Annotated in this window: 14 protein-coding genes and 1 pseudogene; 6 read left to right on the top strand and 9 right to left on the bottom strand. The window is 31.2% G+C overall.

All coding sequences use genetic code 11. From position 1 onward, the window contains the following. The first annotated feature begins 278 nt into the window (after positions 1 to 278). The 4 genes from ACMFBB_RS13585 to ACMFBB_RS13570 all read left to right on the top strand — a co-directional run bounded on the left by ACMFBB_RS13585 (position 279) and on the right by ACMFBB_RS13570 (position 4,917). Positions 279 to 1,511, top strand: coding sequence for a DEAD/DEAH box helicase (locus ACMFBB_RS13585; protein ID WP_435261305.1), 1,233 nt, complete (start codon positions 279 to 281; stop codon positions 1,509 to 1,511). 95 nt (positions 1,512 to 1,606) lie between these two features. Next, entirely contained in the window at positions 1,607 to 3,241 is a 1,635-nt protein-coding gene (locus ACMFBB_RS13580; RefSeq protein ID WP_435261304.1) for a DUF1800 family protein, read from the top strand. A 34-nt stretch (positions 3,242 to 3,275) separates the two neighbouring features. Continuing rightward, complete coding sequence (locus tag ACMFBB_RS13575; RefSeq protein WP_435261303.1) at positions 3,276 to 3,902, top strand: DUF1501 domain-containing protein; 627 nt, start codon at positions 3,276 to 3,278, stop codon at positions 3,900 to 3,902. Positions 3,903 to 4,131: 229 nt separating this feature from the next. Beyond that, positions 4,132 to 4,917 carry a DUF1501 domain-containing protein gene (locus ACMFBB_RS13570; RefSeq protein ID WP_435261302.1) on the top strand — a complete coding sequence of 262 codons (786 nt, stop codon included), beginning with the start codon at positions 4,132 to 4,134 and terminating at the stop codon, positions 4,915 to 4,917. A 6-nt stretch (positions 4,918 to 4,923) separates the two neighbouring features. On the opposite strand, the gene rsmG is transcribed toward ACMFBB_RS13570, so the two are convergent. Further along, positions 4,924 to 5,553 (bottom strand): 16S rRNA (guanine(527)-N(7))-methyltransferase RsmG, encoded by a 630-nt coding sequence (rsmG, locus tag ACMFBB_RS13565; protein ID WP_435261301.1) that lies wholly within the window; start codon positions 5,551 to 5,553, stop codon positions 4,924 to 4,926. Between the two features lie 125 nt (positions 5,554 to 5,678). Here rsmG and ACMFBB_RS13560 point away from each other — a divergent pair, with 125 nt between their 5' ends. Both ACMFBB_RS13560 and ACMFBB_RS13555 read left to right on the top strand, forming a co-directional pair. Next, positions 5,679 to 6,770: a fatty acid desaturase family protein gene (locus ACMFBB_RS13560; protein ID WP_435261300.1), complete on the top strand. Its 1,092-nt coding sequence runs from the start codon at positions 5,679 to 5,681 to the stop codon at positions 6,768 to 6,770. A gap of 26 nt (positions 6,771 to 6,796) precedes the next feature. Beyond that, the gene (locus tag ACMFBB_RS13555) at positions 6,797 to 7,984 is read left to right on the top strand and encodes a pyridoxal phosphate-dependent aminotransferase (RefSeq protein WP_435261299.1); all 1,188 of its coding nucleotides are present in this window, start codon (positions 6,797 to 6,799) and stop codon (positions 7,982 to 7,984) included. 77 nt (positions 7,985 to 8,061) lie between these two features. Here ACMFBB_RS13555 and ACMFBB_RS13550 read toward each other — a convergent pair whose 3' ends face one another. From ACMFBB_RS13550 to ACMFBB_RS13515, 8 genes and pseudogenes are all read right to left on the bottom strand, one after another. Further along, a complete protein-coding gene (locus tag ACMFBB_RS13550; protein WP_435261298.1) occupies positions 8,062 to 8,328 on the bottom strand; it encodes a heavy-metal-associated domain-containing protein in 267 nt (88 codons plus the stop codon). A gap of 1 nt (position 8,329) precedes the next feature. Next, positions 8,330 to 8,707: a rhodanese-like domain-containing protein gene (locus tag ACMFBB_RS13545; protein WP_435261297.1), complete on the bottom strand. Its 378-nt coding sequence runs from the start codon at positions 8,705 to 8,707 to the stop codon at positions 8,330 to 8,332. A gap of 6 nt (positions 8,708 to 8,713) precedes the next feature. After that, positions 8,714 to 10,123 carry an MBL fold metallo-hydrolase gene (locus tag ACMFBB_RS13540; protein WP_435261296.1) on the bottom strand — a complete coding sequence of 470 codons (1,410 nt, stop codon included), beginning with the start codon at positions 10,121 to 10,123 and terminating at the stop codon, positions 8,714 to 8,716. 4 nt (positions 10,124 to 10,127) lie between these two features. Beyond that, complete coding sequence (locus tag ACMFBB_RS13535; protein WP_435261295.1) at positions 10,128 to 11,858, bottom strand: SulP family inorganic anion transporter; 1,731 nt, start codon at positions 11,856 to 11,858, stop codon at positions 10,128 to 10,130. Positions 11,859 to 11,876: 18 nt separating this feature from the next. Next, positions 11,877 to 13,163 carry a hypothetical protein gene (locus ACMFBB_RS13530; RefSeq protein ID WP_435261294.1) on the bottom strand — a complete coding sequence of 429 codons (1,287 nt, stop codon included), beginning with the start codon at positions 13,161 to 13,163 and terminating at the stop codon, positions 11,877 to 11,879. 3 nt (positions 13,164 to 13,166) lie between these two features. After that, a pseudogene (gene ruvB / locus ACMFBB_RS13525) lies at positions 13,167 to 14,190 on the bottom strand (Holliday junction branch migration DNA helicase RuvB). Positions 14,191 to 14,354: 164 nt separating this feature from the next. After that, entirely contained in the window at positions 14,355 to 16,124 is a 1,770-nt protein-coding gene (locus tag ACMFBB_RS13520; RefSeq protein ID WP_435261293.1) for a cytochrome c oxidase subunit I, read from the bottom strand. A 31-nt stretch (positions 16,125 to 16,155) separates the two neighbouring features. After that, positions 16,156 to 17,163: a cytochrome c oxidase subunit II gene (locus ACMFBB_RS13515; protein ID WP_435261292.1), complete on the bottom strand. Its 1,008-nt coding sequence runs from the start codon at positions 17,161 to 17,163 to the stop codon at positions 16,156 to 16,158. Positions 17,164 to 17,182 lie beyond the last annotated feature (19 nt).

Below are 17,182 nucleotides of genomic sequence, written 5' to 3'. Positions count from 1 at the left end.
AAATATAGACTCGCTTTTTAAATGTGATAAATTAAACACAATATCGTTACACCTACTAAATTTCCTATTTCAAAAAAAATTATTCATTTACAAACAAGTACCTTTTAAAATAGCTTCTCAACTTTATTTTATTATAAAAAAAGGAGGAAACTAAAGGACCAAATGTCTTATAACTTAGAAAACTTCTTACTCTTTTTAAATTAAAAGCATAGCATTAAATATATTACACTTAAATAATAAATCTTTTGTTTAACCTACCTTTGCAAAAAAAACAATTAATGCAATTTTCTGATTTACCTATACATTCAACCATACTAAAAGCTCTTACTGAAAACAAACACCACACAGCTACTGCTGTTCAGCAAGAGGTTATTCCTTTAGTTATAGATCAAAAAGATGTTCTTGTGACGGCGCAAACTGGTACTGGAAAAACAGCAGCATTTGCTTTGCCTATTATTCAAGGACTCTTAAAAGAACAAGATACAGAAAAAGGTGGTAAAAAAATAAAAGCATTAATTATTACTCCTACTCGTGAGTTAACCTTACAAATTCATGAAAGTTTTAACATGTATGCCAAGTATACAAATTTAAGAAGCACAGCTATCTTCGGAGGAATGCCTACCGCACCACAAAAAGAGGTCTTAAATAAAGGTGTTGATATTTTAATTGCTACTCCAGGAAGATTAATTGATTTACACAAACAAAGTGCTATAGATTTACGTGTTTTAAAAACTTTAGTATTGGATGAAGCTGACTTAATGCTTGACATGGGATTTATTGATGATGTTAAACGAATCGAAGAAGTGTGTCCTCGTAAGAAACAAACGCTACTATTTTCAGCAACCATGCCTAAAAAAATAGCTGAGTTAGCGAATTCAATGCTGTACAAACCTACAACAGTAACTATAACCCCTTCTGGTAGTACTTCAAAAAACATCGGGCAATTATTATATTACGTACCTAAAAAAAACAAAACTGATTTATGTTTACATCTGTTACGTAATACAATTAACGGTAAAATTATCATTTTCCGACGTACCAAAATTGGTGTTAATAAACTAGAACAATCACTTATAAAAAATGGATATAAAGTAACCAGCTTACATGGTGACAAAACTCAAGCATTGCGTACTAAGGCTATTGAAGATTTTAAAGAAAAAAAAGCAACTATTTTAATTGCTACAGATGTTGCTGCCCGAGGTATTGACATTCGTAAAATAGACGCTGTTATTAATTTTGATTTACCCAATATCCCTGAGACGTATGTGCATAGAATAGGGAGAACTGGTAGAGCTGGTAAGTCAGGTATTGCTTTTTCACTATGTAGCGCTGATGAAACCTCTTATATAAAAACTATCCAAGAAGTTTTACAAAGACCTATAACTGTTATAGAAGATCACCCATTCCCTTTAGTAAAACCTAAACATAAAAAACAACCCAATACCATTAGCAAAAATAAAAAAGGGCGAAAATCAACAAACTCTAAAAAAAACAAAAAGCGCTGGTATTAAACACATACCCTACGAATTTTAAGGACCTAAAAACCAGTAGTTTCTAAAAAAAAATCAGTAACTTTATAAACAAAGTACATTATATCCCCTTATTAATGGAAAGTTTAAATCAATTTACACAAATTTTAGGTTTACGCAGAGCTAAACACTTTTTACGAAGAACCTCTTTCAATTTTACCAGTGAAGTTTTAAATGATTTCTCCAATTTAACACCTGAGGAAGCATTTAACAAACTTACTTTGCAACAGAACAACAAATGGATAGAGCCTTATGATCCACTACCAACAAATTCACCAGATGGCAATTGGACGTCATCATCAAAAAAGCCTACCGATTTTTCTGGACAATCGAGAAAGAGGAGAATTGTAACCTCTTGGTGGTGGTATAATGCAATCACTCAAAACTCATTAAAACAAAAACTAACCTTCTTTTTACATACCTCTTTTACAGTTTCAAAAGATGGAGGAGCAGGTACTTCTACACACTTTTACGACCATTTACGCCTTCTAGAACATTATGCATATGGAAATATAAAGGAATTATCAAAAAAAATAACCTTCGATAATTCAATGCTAGATTATTTAGACAACACAAAAAACAACGCTAATAATCCTAATGAGAATTATGCACGCGAGTTTCTCGAATTATTTACCATTTTAAAAGGTCCTCAAAAAGGTAGTGGAGATTATACAAATTATACCGAGTTAGATATTCAACAAACTGCTAAAGTGTTTTCTGGTATAAAAACACAAGTAGATAGGAGTTTAATAGATTTGGATACTAATTTACCTAAGGGAAGAATTGTTATAAATCGACATGAAAAAAATGATAAAACTTTCAGTGATGCATTTAACAAACAAGTTATTCAAGGTCAAGATACTGAATCAGGAATAAAAAAAGAACTTGATGATTTTGTGGAAATGGTATTCTCTAAAGAAGCTACGGCAACCTCTTTTTGCAGAAAACTATATCGTTTTTTTATAAAAAGCGAATGGAACGATGAAGTTGAAAATAACATAATAAAACCATTAGCAACTGAATTAAAAAACAGTAATTATGAACTACTACCAATTGTGAAAAAACTAATTACATCAAAACATTTTTTTGATGTAAGTGATTCAAATCCTAGTGATGAAATTATTGGAAGTATTATTAAAAGTCCGCTACAATTAATCAGTGAAACCATTTCTTTTCTAAAGTTAGATGTTCCTGACCCAATAAATAATAATTCAGATTTTTATACCTTCTTTAATTTTATACATAGTTCCTTTCTAGCTGCATCTGGAATGAATTTATGGTCACCAGATTCTGTAGCTGGGTATCCCGCTTATTATCAAGAACCTGATTTTGACCGTCATTGGTTTTCTTCCAATACTGTATTAGCAAGGTATAAAATGATTGAAAGTTTAATTACTGGAAGAAATAAAATTGGTAATAATGCAAGAATAAAAGTAAGCATACACCTTCCTTCTTTTGTGAAGGATACTATACAGAATCCTTCAGATCCTATTGCATTAATTACTGAACTCTCTAATTATTTATACCCTGAAAGTATTTCTGAAGAAAGGAAAAACTATTTTGCTGAAAATTTACTGGAGGGTTTTCCTAATTATTACTGGACTAGTGCATGGGTGGCATATACAAATGGTGGCGATGATACTGTTGTAAAATCGCGTTTAGACTCTTTAATAACAAAAATGGTTAATGCACCTGAATATCAATTAATGTAAACTATAAATATTCTTTTAAATACATCCCCTTATAATGAAAAGAAGAAATTTTATAAAATTAGCATCCTCTGTTTCAGCTCTAGGCCTAATGCCGTTGGAGCTCCGAGCTATGCTAAAAACAGTGAACATAGCAAGTTGTGGTGATCTTTCAAATAGAAAATTAGTTTTAATCAATTTAGCAGGAGGAAATGATGGATTAAACACTATTATTCCTTTAAATGTTTATGATCAATATGCTTCACTTCGCCCAACTCTTAAAATCCCAACATCTGGAAGTAAAAGTTATATCATTTTAGACAACACACTATCAGATACTCAAAAAATTGGCCTAAACCCAGCTCTTACAGGTTTTAAATCTTTATACGATCAAGGTTTTTTAAGAATACTGCAATCTGTAGGTTATCCATCTCAAAACAAAAGCCATTTTGCATCAAAAGACTTATATTCAACAGGAAATGATGGAAATAGCTGGGATAACGGAAAGGATTCTGGATGGATTGGACGATTTGTTGAAAAATATTATTCGGGAGAATTAAAAGAAAATTATCCACTAGGAGTACAAATAGGATCAACTAAAACTGAACTAGGATTTCATGGTGAAGACGAGCATGGATTATCTATAAATATTTCTGGTCAGGGTACCTGCTGGATTTTATACTGAATTAAACGGCCTTGGTGGTATAGCCCCTACCCAAATTCCAAATTCTGATTTTGGAAAAGAAGTAGAATATATTATCAATGTAAATCTATTATCTAATCAGTATTCTCAATCAATTTCAGCAGCTTTTAATAAAGGTAAAAACCTTGCTACCTACCCTGACACCGACTTATCTAATCAATTAAAAACTGTAGCTCGTTTAATTAGCGGTGGATTACAATCTAAAGTTTACATGGTTCGTATTGGAGGTTTTGATACACATAATAATCAAAACCAGGCTTCTGGTGACATTGAAGGAAAGCATTATAATTTACTAAAAATTGTTTCTGATGCTGTTGAAGTATTTATGAGTGATTTAACCTCACAAACCATAGCTGACGATGTAGTTGGATTAACTTTTTCTGAATTTGGAAGAAAAGCTAAAGAAAATGGGAATTTAGGCACTGATCATGGAGAAATAGCGCCCATGTTTGTTTTTGGAAAACCTGTAAACGGGGGTGTATCTGGAAATAATGTAGACCTAACAGAAGCTGTATCTGGAAATAATTACCAACTCGAAACTGTTCAATTTGATTACAGACAAGTTTTAGGTAGTTTACTTCAAAACTTCTTAGGAGCAAGTAACTTAGTTATTGATAACGCTTTTTTTAACAATACAACCAGTCAAAGTTTTTCCGATTTAAAAATAAATGAACTACTAAAAAATTCATATTCAGTAGCCACGAATTGTTTAAGTGACACACTTTCAAATAATGATTTAACTTTAAATACCAAGGCTAACAAATGGTTAGTTCATCCTAACCCTTTTAACAGTATTATAAATTTAAACTCATTAGAAGATTTTTTTATGGTAAACTATCAATTATATAATAATCAAGGGCAACTTGTTTTACAAAATACAGCTAAAGGAGCAAACAATAACATAAAAATAATTGCTCCTAAATTAGCTTCAGGTGTATATTTTTTAAAAATTAAAAGTAATGGTAAAACAGAAATACACAAACTCCTAAGATTATAATTCTTGTTAACCTTTATATTTTATAGGGACGTGTACAACCTTTTTAGTTTGAAAAAATTCTTCCTCATAATAGGCAGGTAACTCATAAATAGTTGCACTAGGGAAGTTTGTCAATTCTTCTGTTAAATCCCCACCCTTTAAATATAATATCCCATTTTTTAGTTCGTGATTTTGCTTTTTTTGCACTTTATTTTTTATCCAACGATGAAAAGTTTCCATTTGTGCTACAGCTCTACTTACTATAAAATCATAGGTTTCTTTATCCTCTTCAACTCTACCATGAGTAGTTTTTACATTTTCTAAACCTAATCCTTCAACAACTTCATCTACTACCTTTATTTTTTTCCCTATTGAATCTACCAAATGAAAATTAGTTTTTGGAAATAAAATAGCCAATGGAACACCCGGAAAACCTCCTCCTGTTCCTACATCCATAACATTCGCCCCTGGTTTAAACTGCATTACTTTAGCTATACCCAATGAATGCAAAACATGACGCAGATATAGCTCATCAATGTCCTTTCTAGAAACTACATTAATTTTTAAGTTCCAATCTTCATACAATTCTTGCAATTTTGAGAATTGTTCTATTTGTATTTCCGTTAAATTTGGAAAGTATTTTAGTATGATTTCCATAAATTTGTTGATAAGTTGCAAAAATAGTTAAATGTTAACAAACAATTCGTAACAAAAACTGACGTTTATCATAAAAAACAACGACAAAAAGCATATTTTTGCTTTTTCCTTATAACAAACAATAAATGAAGACAATAAACTTCTCAAGAATAGACAAACAAAAGTTTTTTAGAACTTTGAATAAAAGAGTTAATACTTACTTTAAAGAAAATAATATAAAACGTACTGGTAATTGGAAGTTGTATACTAAAGCTATTGTGATGTTTTCATTATTTTTAATTCCTTTTATTTTCATTCTAACTGTTGACATGTCTCAGTGGGTAAAATTAATTTTAACAATTGTAATGGGAATCGGTATGGCTGGTGTTGGTATGAATGTTATGCATGATGCAAATCATGAATCATTTTCAAGCAACAAGTGGGTCAATAAATTGATGGGTAGTAGTATTTATATTTTAGCTGGAAATGTATATAACTGGAAGGTTCAACACAATGTACTTCACCATACATATACTAACATTAAAGATCATGATGAAGATATTGATGCTGGTAGAATTATTCGTTTTTCTAAACATTCTAAATGGTTAAAAATCCATAAATTTCAAAAATACTATTCATTCTTCTTATATGGTTTACTAACCATTAACTGGGCTATTACGACTGATTTTAAGCAAATGAGAAATTATTTAAAAAGAAAATTATCGTATGGTAAGTTCCCTAGTCCTGCTACTGAATGGACTAAATTAGTTATTTCAAAATTAGTATATTACTCTCTTTGGATTGTGTTACCTATTGCTGTTTTAAATATAGTTTGGTGGAAAGTACTAATAGGATTTTTTGTTATGCATTATACTGCCGGAATTATTTTAAGTGTAGTTTTCCAGTTAGCCCATGTAGTGCCTAAAACTGAAATGCCTTTGCCAGATGAAAATGGAAACATGAAAAATACTTGGGCAATACATCAATTGTATACTACAGCAAATTTTGCGCCTAAAAACTGGCTTGTTAACTTTTATACCGGAGGTTTAAATCACCAAGTAGAACACCACATTTTTCCAAATATTTCTCATGTTCATTACAAAAAATTAGCAAAAATTGTAAAAGAAACTGCCTTAGAGTTTAATTTGCCTTATAATGAGTATAGAACTACTAGAAGAGCAATTATTGAGCACTTTAACCATTTGGCTGAATTAGGTAAAAAGCCGCAACTAGCATAATTAAAACAACAACGCAATATATAACAATGTCAAACGCATTATCAGACAGAATTAACAGTTTACCTGTTTCCCAAACATTAGCCATGGCAGCTAAAGCAAGAGAGCTAAAATCTCAAGGGAAAGATATTATTAGTCTAAGCTTAGGAGAACCAGATTTCAACACTCCTGATTTCATTAAAGAAGCTGCAATTGAAGCTATTAAACAAGATTATAATTCATATACTCCTGTAGATGGATATGTAGAATTAAAAGAAGCTATTTGTACTAAATTTAAGCGTGATAATAATTTAACTTATAGCCCAAATCAAATCGTAGTTTCTACCGGAGCCAAGCAGTCTATTGCTAACATAGCGCAAGTTTTATTAAATCCTGGAGATGAAGTTTTATTACCTGCTCCTTATTGGGTTAGCTATTCTGCTATTGCAACTTTGTGTGAAGCTAAGTTTATTGAAATTCCTTCATCTATTGATACTGATTTCAAAATTACTCCAGAGCAATTAGAAGCTTCTATCACTCCTAAAACAAAAATGATTTTCTTTAATTCACCAAATAACCCAAGTGGCTCTATTTATAGTGAAAAAGAATATAGAGCTTTAGCTGAAGTTTTAGAAAAGCACCCTCAGATTTATATTTTATCTGATGAAATTTATGAGCATATTAATTATGGAAGTGAACTTTTTAGTTTTGCTGCTATTGAAAGTATGTATGACCGAACCATTACTGTAAATGGATTAGCAAAAGCTTTTGCTATGACTGGATGGAGAATTGGTTTTATTGGAGCTCCACAATGGATTGCTAAGGCTTGTACTAAAATGCAAGGGCAAATTACGTCTGGAACTAATTGTATTGCTCAGCGTGCTGCTATTACTGCCGTATTAGCTGAACCTAGTAAAGTACAATATATGGTTGATGAATTTAAAAACCGTAGAGATATAATGTTAACTTTATTAGGAAAAGTTGACGGATTTAAATTAAACATACCTGAAGGTGCTTTTTATGTATTTCCTGATGTTTCTGCCTTTTTTGGAAGAACTATCAAAGGTAAATTAATTAACAATGCAAGCGATTTTTCTATGTTATTGCTAGAAGAAGCTAACGTTGCTACTGTAACTGGAGAGGCTTTTGGTGCTCCTGATTGCATACGTATGTCATACGCGGCTTCTGAGTTACAATTACGTGAAGCTGTCAAAAGAATAAAGGAAGTTCTTAGTTAATTACTAAAAAGCTATAAATAAAAAAGGCAATGTATTTATAAATACATTGCCTTTTTTATTAAAATAAGCTAAATAAATTACTTACTCATTTTACCTGTAGCGCAGCTTACAAAAGATTTTGCTTTGTGTAATACTGTATTTTTATCACCTACTTCAGGATAACCGAGTTTTGATAATTTCCTCTTAACATTTTGTAAATTTTCTATAGTAGCGTTAACAGTTATTAACGATTTTTCTACATCTACAGTAACTGTATCAACTCCTTCAATTTCTTGTACTCCTTTTCTTATAGTTGCAGCACAACCGCCACACTTTAAGTTTTCTATGTAAATTTCTTGCTTCATTTTATTTAGTATTTTGTTGCCATTGCATATAACCTCCTTCTATATTGTAAACCTCAAACCCCTTTTCCAACAAAGTTTCAGCAGCGATCAAACTTCTTCCTCCTGATCTACAGTATAAATACACTGGTTTGGTTTTATCAAGTTCTTTTAATGCTTTATTTTGAAAATTAGAAGAAGTTACATCGATTTTAATGGCATTTTTAATAATCCCTTTTTCCCATTCAGCGGGGGTTCTTACATCGACTAACTGTATTTCTGAATCATTTTTTAAAACTGTTTCTAACGTACTAGTAGTAATCTTTTTGACTTCTTTAGATTGCCCTTTACATCCTACTAAAAACAATACTGCAAATACAGTTATAAATTTTATAAATTTCATTTTTGTCTATTTTAATGTTGACGGACACACATCAACAGTTCTTTCAATACCTGTTTCTTTTATTGCTTTATAACCACCCGCTACATCTATTACACGATGAAACCCTCTGGCTTTTAAAATAGAAGCAGCAATTACTGAACGATACCCTCCAGCACAATGTAAATAAAAATCTTTATCAACTGGAAATTCATCAACATATTCATTGATAAAATCTAATGGCGTGTTGCTTACATTAATAATATGATCAATATTAAACTCTCCTGGTTTACGAACATCATAGACCAAAACTCCATCTTTTATCTTTTGTTCTAATGTTATTGCTGAAATCGATTGTAATGTATCTATTTCTTTATTTGCATTTTTCCATGACTCAAAACTATTATCTAAATATCCTAAAACATTATCAAAACCTACTCTAGATAATCTTGTAATTGTTGTTTCTTCTTCCCCTTTTGGAGTTACTAATAATATAGGCTGCTTAACATCTTTAATTAAAGCTCCTACCCACGGGGCAAATGTACCTCCTAAGCCGATAAAAATAGATTGCGGTACAAACCCTTTAACAAACTCATTTTGATGCCTTACATCTAAAATTATAGCATCGGAATTATTTGCTAATTTTTCAAATTCATCTACTGATAATGCTTTTGAACCACTTTTAATCACATCATCTATGGACTGGTACCCTTCTTTATTCATTTTTACATTTAATGGAAAATAAGCAGGAGGAGGTAATAAACCATCAGTGACTTCTTTAATAAATTCATCTTTAGTCATGTTTTCACGTAATGCGTAATTAGTTCTTTTTTGTTCACCAATAGTTCCAACTGTTTCTTTACTTAAATTTTTACCACAAGCAGAACCAGCTCCATGAGCTGGATAAACAATTACATCATCATCTAAAGTCATTATTTTAGTTCGTAAACTATCGTACAACAAACCAGCCAATCCTTCCTTTGTCATATGAGCAGCTTTTTGAGCCAAATCTGGCCTTCCAACATCTCCTAAAAATAGTGTATCACCGCTAAAAATTGCATGATTCTTACCTGCTTCATCTTTTAACAAATAAGTTGTACTCTCCATAGTATGACCAGGAGTATGCAAAACAGTAATCGTTATATTTCCTAATTTAAATACTTCACCATCTGTTGCAATATGGGCTTCATATTTTGGAGTAGCTGTAGGTCCGTACACAATTGTAGCTCCTGTTTTTTCAGCAAGTGTTACGTGTCCACTTACAAAATCAGCATGAAAATGAGTCTCAAAAATATACTTTATTTCGCTTTCATTTCTTTCAGCTGTATCCATATAAGACTGAACTTCTCTTAATGGATCAATAATAGCTACTTCACCATTACTCTCAACATAATAAGCTCCTTGAGCTAAACAACCTGTATATATTTGTTCTATCTTCATAATGTTATTCATACGCTTGATGTATATATTGTGCGTATTTTTTTTGATTTAAATTATCTCCAGTTTTAAAAAATTTTACCGCTCCATTAGCTCTCATAAAAAATTGATCTAAACTTACTACTTCTAATAAACCGCTTCTAAAAAGAGCATCTCTTACTGGCCCTTTCACACCAGCGAAATAAAAATTCACTCCTCTTTTATTGTAATATAATATACGCTCTTTCAGCATATCAACTCCAGTACTATCAACTCTATTAATACTTTCAGCATCTAATACTATTAATTTTAATCTCTCTCCTTTTTCTTCAGCCAATTCATCTAACTTATCTCTAAAATAATTAGCGTTCGCGTAAAATAATTGTGCATCAAACCTAAACACTAAAACTTCTCGATCTACAATAACTTCTTTAAATCTATTTTTATTTCTATAAAAATCAGAGTTAGGAACTTTACCCAATTCAGTTACGTAAGGCCTAGAGGTTCTAAATATTAATAATATAAGTGACATGCCCACTCCTGTTAAAATACCATACTTAATACCAAAAAAAAGTGTTGAGAAAAAAGTTGCAACTAGTAACCAAAAGTCAAGATTATTTGCGTTCCACAATCGTTTCGCTTCTTTCAAATTAATTAAATTGAATACGGCAACTACAATAATTGCAGCTAATATTGTTTTGGGTAAAAAGTAAAATACTGGAGTTAAAAACAACAATGTTACAACTACCAACACTACAGATATAAAAGCAGCAACTCCAGTTTTAGCTCCAGACTCAGCATTAATAGCTGAGCGGGAAAAACTTGAAGCTGATGGATAAGCTTTAAAAAGAGAACCTATAATATTACTTAACCCTAATGCTATTAGCTCTTGATTAGGTCTAATTCTATAATCATCTTGTTTAGATTCGAGAGTTTTTCCTATCGAAATGGTTTCTAAATACCCTACCATTACTAAAGTTAACGCTATAGGCATTAATTCTTTTATTAAATCGATATCAATAACTGGCATTGCAAAACTAGGTAAACCTGAGGGTATATTTTTAACTATTTCAACATCCGACAAACTTTTACCGAAATATTTGACAGTAATAATTCCTAATATTACAACAATTAAAGCATTAGGTATTTTTTTATTTACTTTTCTAAAAAACATAATTATAATACATGCAGCCAATCCTATCATTGCTGTATTTTTATTATAAAATCGAATTTTATCAAATATATCTTCCAATAAAATGTGTACTTGGTCACTCTGTAAAAAATCAACTCCTAATAAATTTCTAAATTGATTCAAACCAATTATAAGAGCCACAGCAGATGTAAATCCAGTAATAACTGGTCGTGAAAGAAAGTTAACTATAAAACCTAATTGAAAAACCCCCATTAAAAACTGAATTACCCCTACAATTAAAGCTAACAATATTGCTATAGCGATATAACTTTCAGAACCTGCTAGTGCTAGCGTTGAAACTCCAGTGGCTACAATTAATGAATCCATGGCTACAGGGCCAATAGCTACTTGACGAGAAGAACCAAAAATCGCATACACTAACTGAGGAAATAATGCAGCGTACAAACCATAAATTGGGGGTAAGCCTGCAATTAACGCATAGGCTATTCCTTGAGGTATTAAAACAATAGCAACTGTTATACCAGCAATTACATCACCTTGAAATTGAGCTTTTTTATAGCTAGGCAACCACTCTAAAATTGGTATCAGTTTTTTAAGTAACTTCATTCTATCTAAAAAAGTTATTTATTTTATATAGTAGAAAGGAATTGTCCATTCTAAAAAATTCTCTTCTTTATTCTTCTTCTCGACTTTAATTTCGTGGACTCCTTCAGAGAAATTTTTAATGTTAATAAAACAAAGTAAACCAAATTGGTTAGTACGCATATGATTACTATACCTTATAAAATCTACCTCTATTTTTTTCCCATCTATTAAAATAGTATTGTATTCTTTATAACAATTTGATAAATAATTTGCATAGTCATCTTTGTTTTCTTTCTTAGATTTTTCAGGATTCTTTACAAATTCACCACAAACTTTTTTCCTAATTTTTCTTTCATAAGTATATACAGGGATAAAGACTTCTAAAACATTAGATCCTACTTTATCAGACTGAATTTCAGGAGCCAACAAAAAATCATTATTAATATTAGCATCTTTATAGTAGTTTGAATATGTTTTATGGGTATCAAAAAAATTACTTTTACTTGAAATTATCAAGTAAAATATGTTCGTTTTTACTATTTGAACACTAGTTACAATTCCGCCAGAAACAATAAATAAGAATAATAAATATACTAATGCTTTTTTCTTTTTAAAATTAGATCCAAATACCATTGATACTTGTAAAATATTTTTATAAAGCGGTCCAAAAGACAACATAGAAACAAACCTTACAACCTTAAAATTAAATGTTTGTAATTTTTCGTTTTTTCTGTTTCTTTTTAAGTTCGCATACAAACCAATAAGAGCTTGTAATATTGAGCATGTAAATATGAATATTGCTGGAATTAAAAGAATATAATGGTTTACATAATCAGATAGCAGGTTATAAACCAATAAGTATAAACTTGAAAACAATGCCAAATACCCATACATTAGTAAAAATGTAAAAGCAACAGAAAAAATAACACTGCATAGCTCGTCTACTTTTTGGATAGAATCTTTAAGTTTTGGTAAAATCGAAAGAATTTTTTCTGTATAAATTTTTGAATAGGCACTATCTTCTATACTGTAATCAGGAAACACAGAATTTAAACCGACTAATCCAACCCAATATGCTCGTAAGAAAAAATGAATTACAAACATAGATGCTAAAATACTTATTGCAATCAAACCAAAAAGAACAATAAAATAACCTATATAATATTGTGATGGACTTAAGAAATCTATGAACAAGTTAGTACTCCAACTTATAAGGTCGAAAAGCTTAAAGGAACCAAAAATAGCGATTGCAGAAACTAATAATTCAGCTTCCCAACTTTCATCCTTAAGTCGTTGTAACCAACTTTTAGTTTCTTTATTATTCATAAATTAAAATAATTCACCTTGAGTTTCTCCTTTAATTCTTCCTAAATGTTTATACGCTAAATCTGTAACTTCTCGGCCTCTAGGCGTGCGCATAATAAAACCTTGTTGTATTAAAAAAGGCTCATATACTTCTTCAATAGTTTCAGCATTTTCGGCTACTGCAGTGGCTAAAGTAGTAATACCTACTGGACCTCCTTTAAATTTATCGATAATCGTTGTTAAAATTTTATTGTCCATCTCATCTAATCCATGAGCATCAACATTTAATGCCTTAAGTGCATATTTTGCGATCTCTATAGTTATTTTACCATCGCCTTTAATTTGAGCAAAATCTCGAACTCTTCGTAAAAGTGCATTAGCTATACGAGGCGTTCCCCTACTCCTACCAGCAATTTCAATTGCTGCCTCCATGGATGTTGGAACTTTTAAAATAAGTGCACTTCTAAGTAATATATTGCTTAATAATTCAGTTGAATAATAGTGTAATCGACTACTAATACCAAAACGAGCTCTCATTGGAGCAGTAAGCAATCCAGATCTTGTTGTTGCTCCAACTAAAGTAAACGGTTCTAAATTAATTTGAACTGTACGTGCATTTGGACCAGATTCAATCATTATATCTATTTTGAAGTCTTCCATTGCAGAATATAAGTATTCTTCAACAATGGGGCTTAAACGATGAATTTCATCGATAAAAAGCACATCTCTTTCATCAAGATTGGTTAACAAACCAGCTAGGTCGCCAGGTTTATCTAAAACAGGACCTGAGGTAACTTTAATTCCAGCATTTAACTCATTTGCTAAAATATGAGCTAAGGTCGTTTTACCTAATCCAGGACGAACCATGAAATAATGTATGATCTAGTGCCTCATCTCTCTGATTCGCCGCTTCAACAAAAATTTTAAGGTTTTCTATCGCTTGATCTTGACCCGTAAAATCATCAAATGACAACGGACGTAGCTTTTTTTCTACATCTATTTCCTCATTTGAATAATTATTATTTTCTGGATTTAAGTTCTCGTTCATATGTTTGACAAATATACTTCAAATAAAATATTTGTTTTGTAATATAAGTTACTAAACAAACAATGGAAGTATTGCTAAGATACTCATAAGAAATGAAAATTGTAAACAAAAAAAACTGTCTGAAAATTACTTTTCAGACAGTCTATTTTATATTTTTATCTTATTTAAGACGGCTCTTCTCCTTCTAATAATGGTGTAGTTTGTAACACGAAATCTTTACCATGTACATACTCTCCATTCTCATCAGTCTTACTATAATCATAAGCCCATCTATGTACTTCAGGAATGGCTCCTGGCCAGTTACCATGAATGTGCTCAACTGGTGTAGTCCACTCTAGTGTATTAGAATTCCAAGGATTTTGAGTTGCTTTTTTACCTCTATATATTGATATAAAAAAGTTTGCTAAGAATATTAATTGTGCAAATCCTCCAAGAAAAGCCATTAATGACATAAACACGTTAATATCAGCTAAATCATCAAACATTGGAAAATTTGTGTTTGTATAATAACGACGAGGCAAACCTGCTAATCCAACAAAGTGCATTGGGAAAAACACACCATAAGCTGTAATTATTGTTAACCAAAAATGCCAATATCCTAATGTTTTATTCATCATTCTACCATACATTTTAGGAAACCAGTGATATACACCTGCAAACATTCCTAATAAAGCTGATACCCCCATAACTAAGTGAAAATGCGCTACAACAAAATAAGTGTCATGCACATTAATATCTAGTGCAGAATCACCTAATACCAATCCGGTTAAACCTCCTGTTACAAATGTAGATACTAGACCGATAGAGAATAACATTGCTGGATTCATTTGCAAATTACCCTTCCATAAAGTGGTAACATAATTAAATGCTTTTACTGCTGATGGTATTGCTATTAATACTGTTGTGAATGTGAATACAGATCCTAAAAATGGGTTCATTCCTGATATAAACATATGGTGTCCCCAAACAATAGTAGATAAAAAAGCAATTGCCATAATTGATCCAATCATTGCACGATAACCAAAAATAGGTTTACGAGAATTTGTTGAAATAATTTCAGAAGTTAATCCTAAAGCTGGTAATAAAATAATGTATACTTCTGGGTGACCTAAAAACCAAAATAGGTGTTCAAATAAAACAGGTGAACCACCTTGGTAATGCAATACTTCTCCAGATATAAAAATATCTGATAGATAAAATGATGTACCAAAACTTCTATCAAAAATTAGAAGTAAAGCTGCCGATAAAAGAACCGGGAAAGATATAACACCAATAATTGCTGTAATAAAGAAAGCCCACATTGTTAGAGGCAATCTTGTCATTTTCATTCCTTTTGTACGTAGGTTTAAAACCGTTACAATATAGTTTAATGACCCCATTAAAGACGAAGCAATAAATATTGCCATTGAAACTAACCATAAAGTCATACCAGTACCTGAACCAGGTATAGCCTGTGGCAATGCTGATAAAGGAGGGTAGATTGTCCATCCAGCTGATGCTGGTTCAGCTTCAACAAATAATGAAATAACCATTATTACTGAAGATAAGAAAAACAACCAATAAGAAACCATGTTTAAAAAACCTGAAGCCATATCTCTTGCTCCAATCTGTAAAGGAATTAGTAAGTTCGAAAAAGTACCACTTAATGCTGCTGTAAGTACAAAAAATACCATTATTGTACCATGAATTGTAACCAATGCTAAGTACATATCAGGATTCATAACCCCATCTGTTTGATGGTTTCCTAAAAATGCTTCAATAATTGAAAATGATGTGTCTGGCCATGCAATTTGTAGACGAAATAACATAGACATAAAACCTCCTATAACCCCCATAAATATACCGGTTACAAGGAATTGCTTCGAAATCATTTTATGATCTTGACTAAAAATGTATTTCGTTACAAATGTTTCTTTGTGATGGTGATCTGACATAATCTATATCTTTATATATTTTACAAATATCTTATTTAATAACTTGAGCTAATGTTTTTTGTTCTGATAACCACTTTTTATATTGTTCCTCTTCAACAACAGTGATTTTCATTTGCATATTGTAGTGAGAGGCACCACAAATTTTGTTACATAATAACAAATAATCAAATTCATAAGGATCTTCTCCTTTAGCTTTTCTAATCTTATTAATCCCTTTAGTCTTTGCGATTACTTCAGAGTTTTGGCGCATCTCTTCAGTTGTATACTTAGGAGTAAAAGCAAATTGAGTAATCATCCCTGGTACACAATTCATTTGGGCTCTAAAGTGAGGCATATAGGCTGAGTGAAGAACATCTTGAGAACGAAACTTAAAGAGAACTTTCCTTCCTTTAGGCAAGTACATTTCAGTTACTTTTTTATCATCTTGAGCACTTGGGTCAGACATATCAACTCCCATAGAGTTAATCCCTTTGATAAAATTAACGTTTCCTAAACCTAACTGGTTGTCTTCTCCTGCATACCTAGCTTGCCAATCAAATTGTCTTGAGTAAACTTCAATTACAATAGGGTTTTCATCATCTCCAACGTACATAATGTTATTCCATGCCCATAAACCGTAACCAATTAAAAGAACAATTGTAACAGCTGGAATGGTAGTCCATAATAACTCAAGTTTATGACTGTCAGCATAGAACAATGCTTTATTATTCTTATTTCCTCTATACTTATAAGAAAAGAAGAAAATTAGAAATTGCATTCCAAATTGAACAATCCCAATTAACCAAAAAGTTATATTAAAAAGATTGTCATCGTGTTCTCCTTCAAATGAAGCAGATTCAGGCAATAAATATACATTCATTGCTATTAGGCAATAAATCATCATAGCATAAAGGAAGACTAAAAATCCGATTGCTAATTTACCTTGTGTGTCATTGTCTTTATCTGTAGCAATTACAGAACGAAAATTCATAATACGAGTTATTTGCCAAAAACTAACTCCTATTGCAACTGCTATAAAAATGTAAAATAAAGCGAGCATAATATCTAAACTATTATTA

Source organism: Tenacibaculum sp. nBUS_03 (assembly GCF_051201695.1).
GTDB lineage: Bacteria > Bacteroidota > Bacteroidia > Flavobacteriales > Flavobacteriaceae > Polaribacter.
This window is presented reverse-complemented; position numbering and strand designations above follow the sequence as displayed.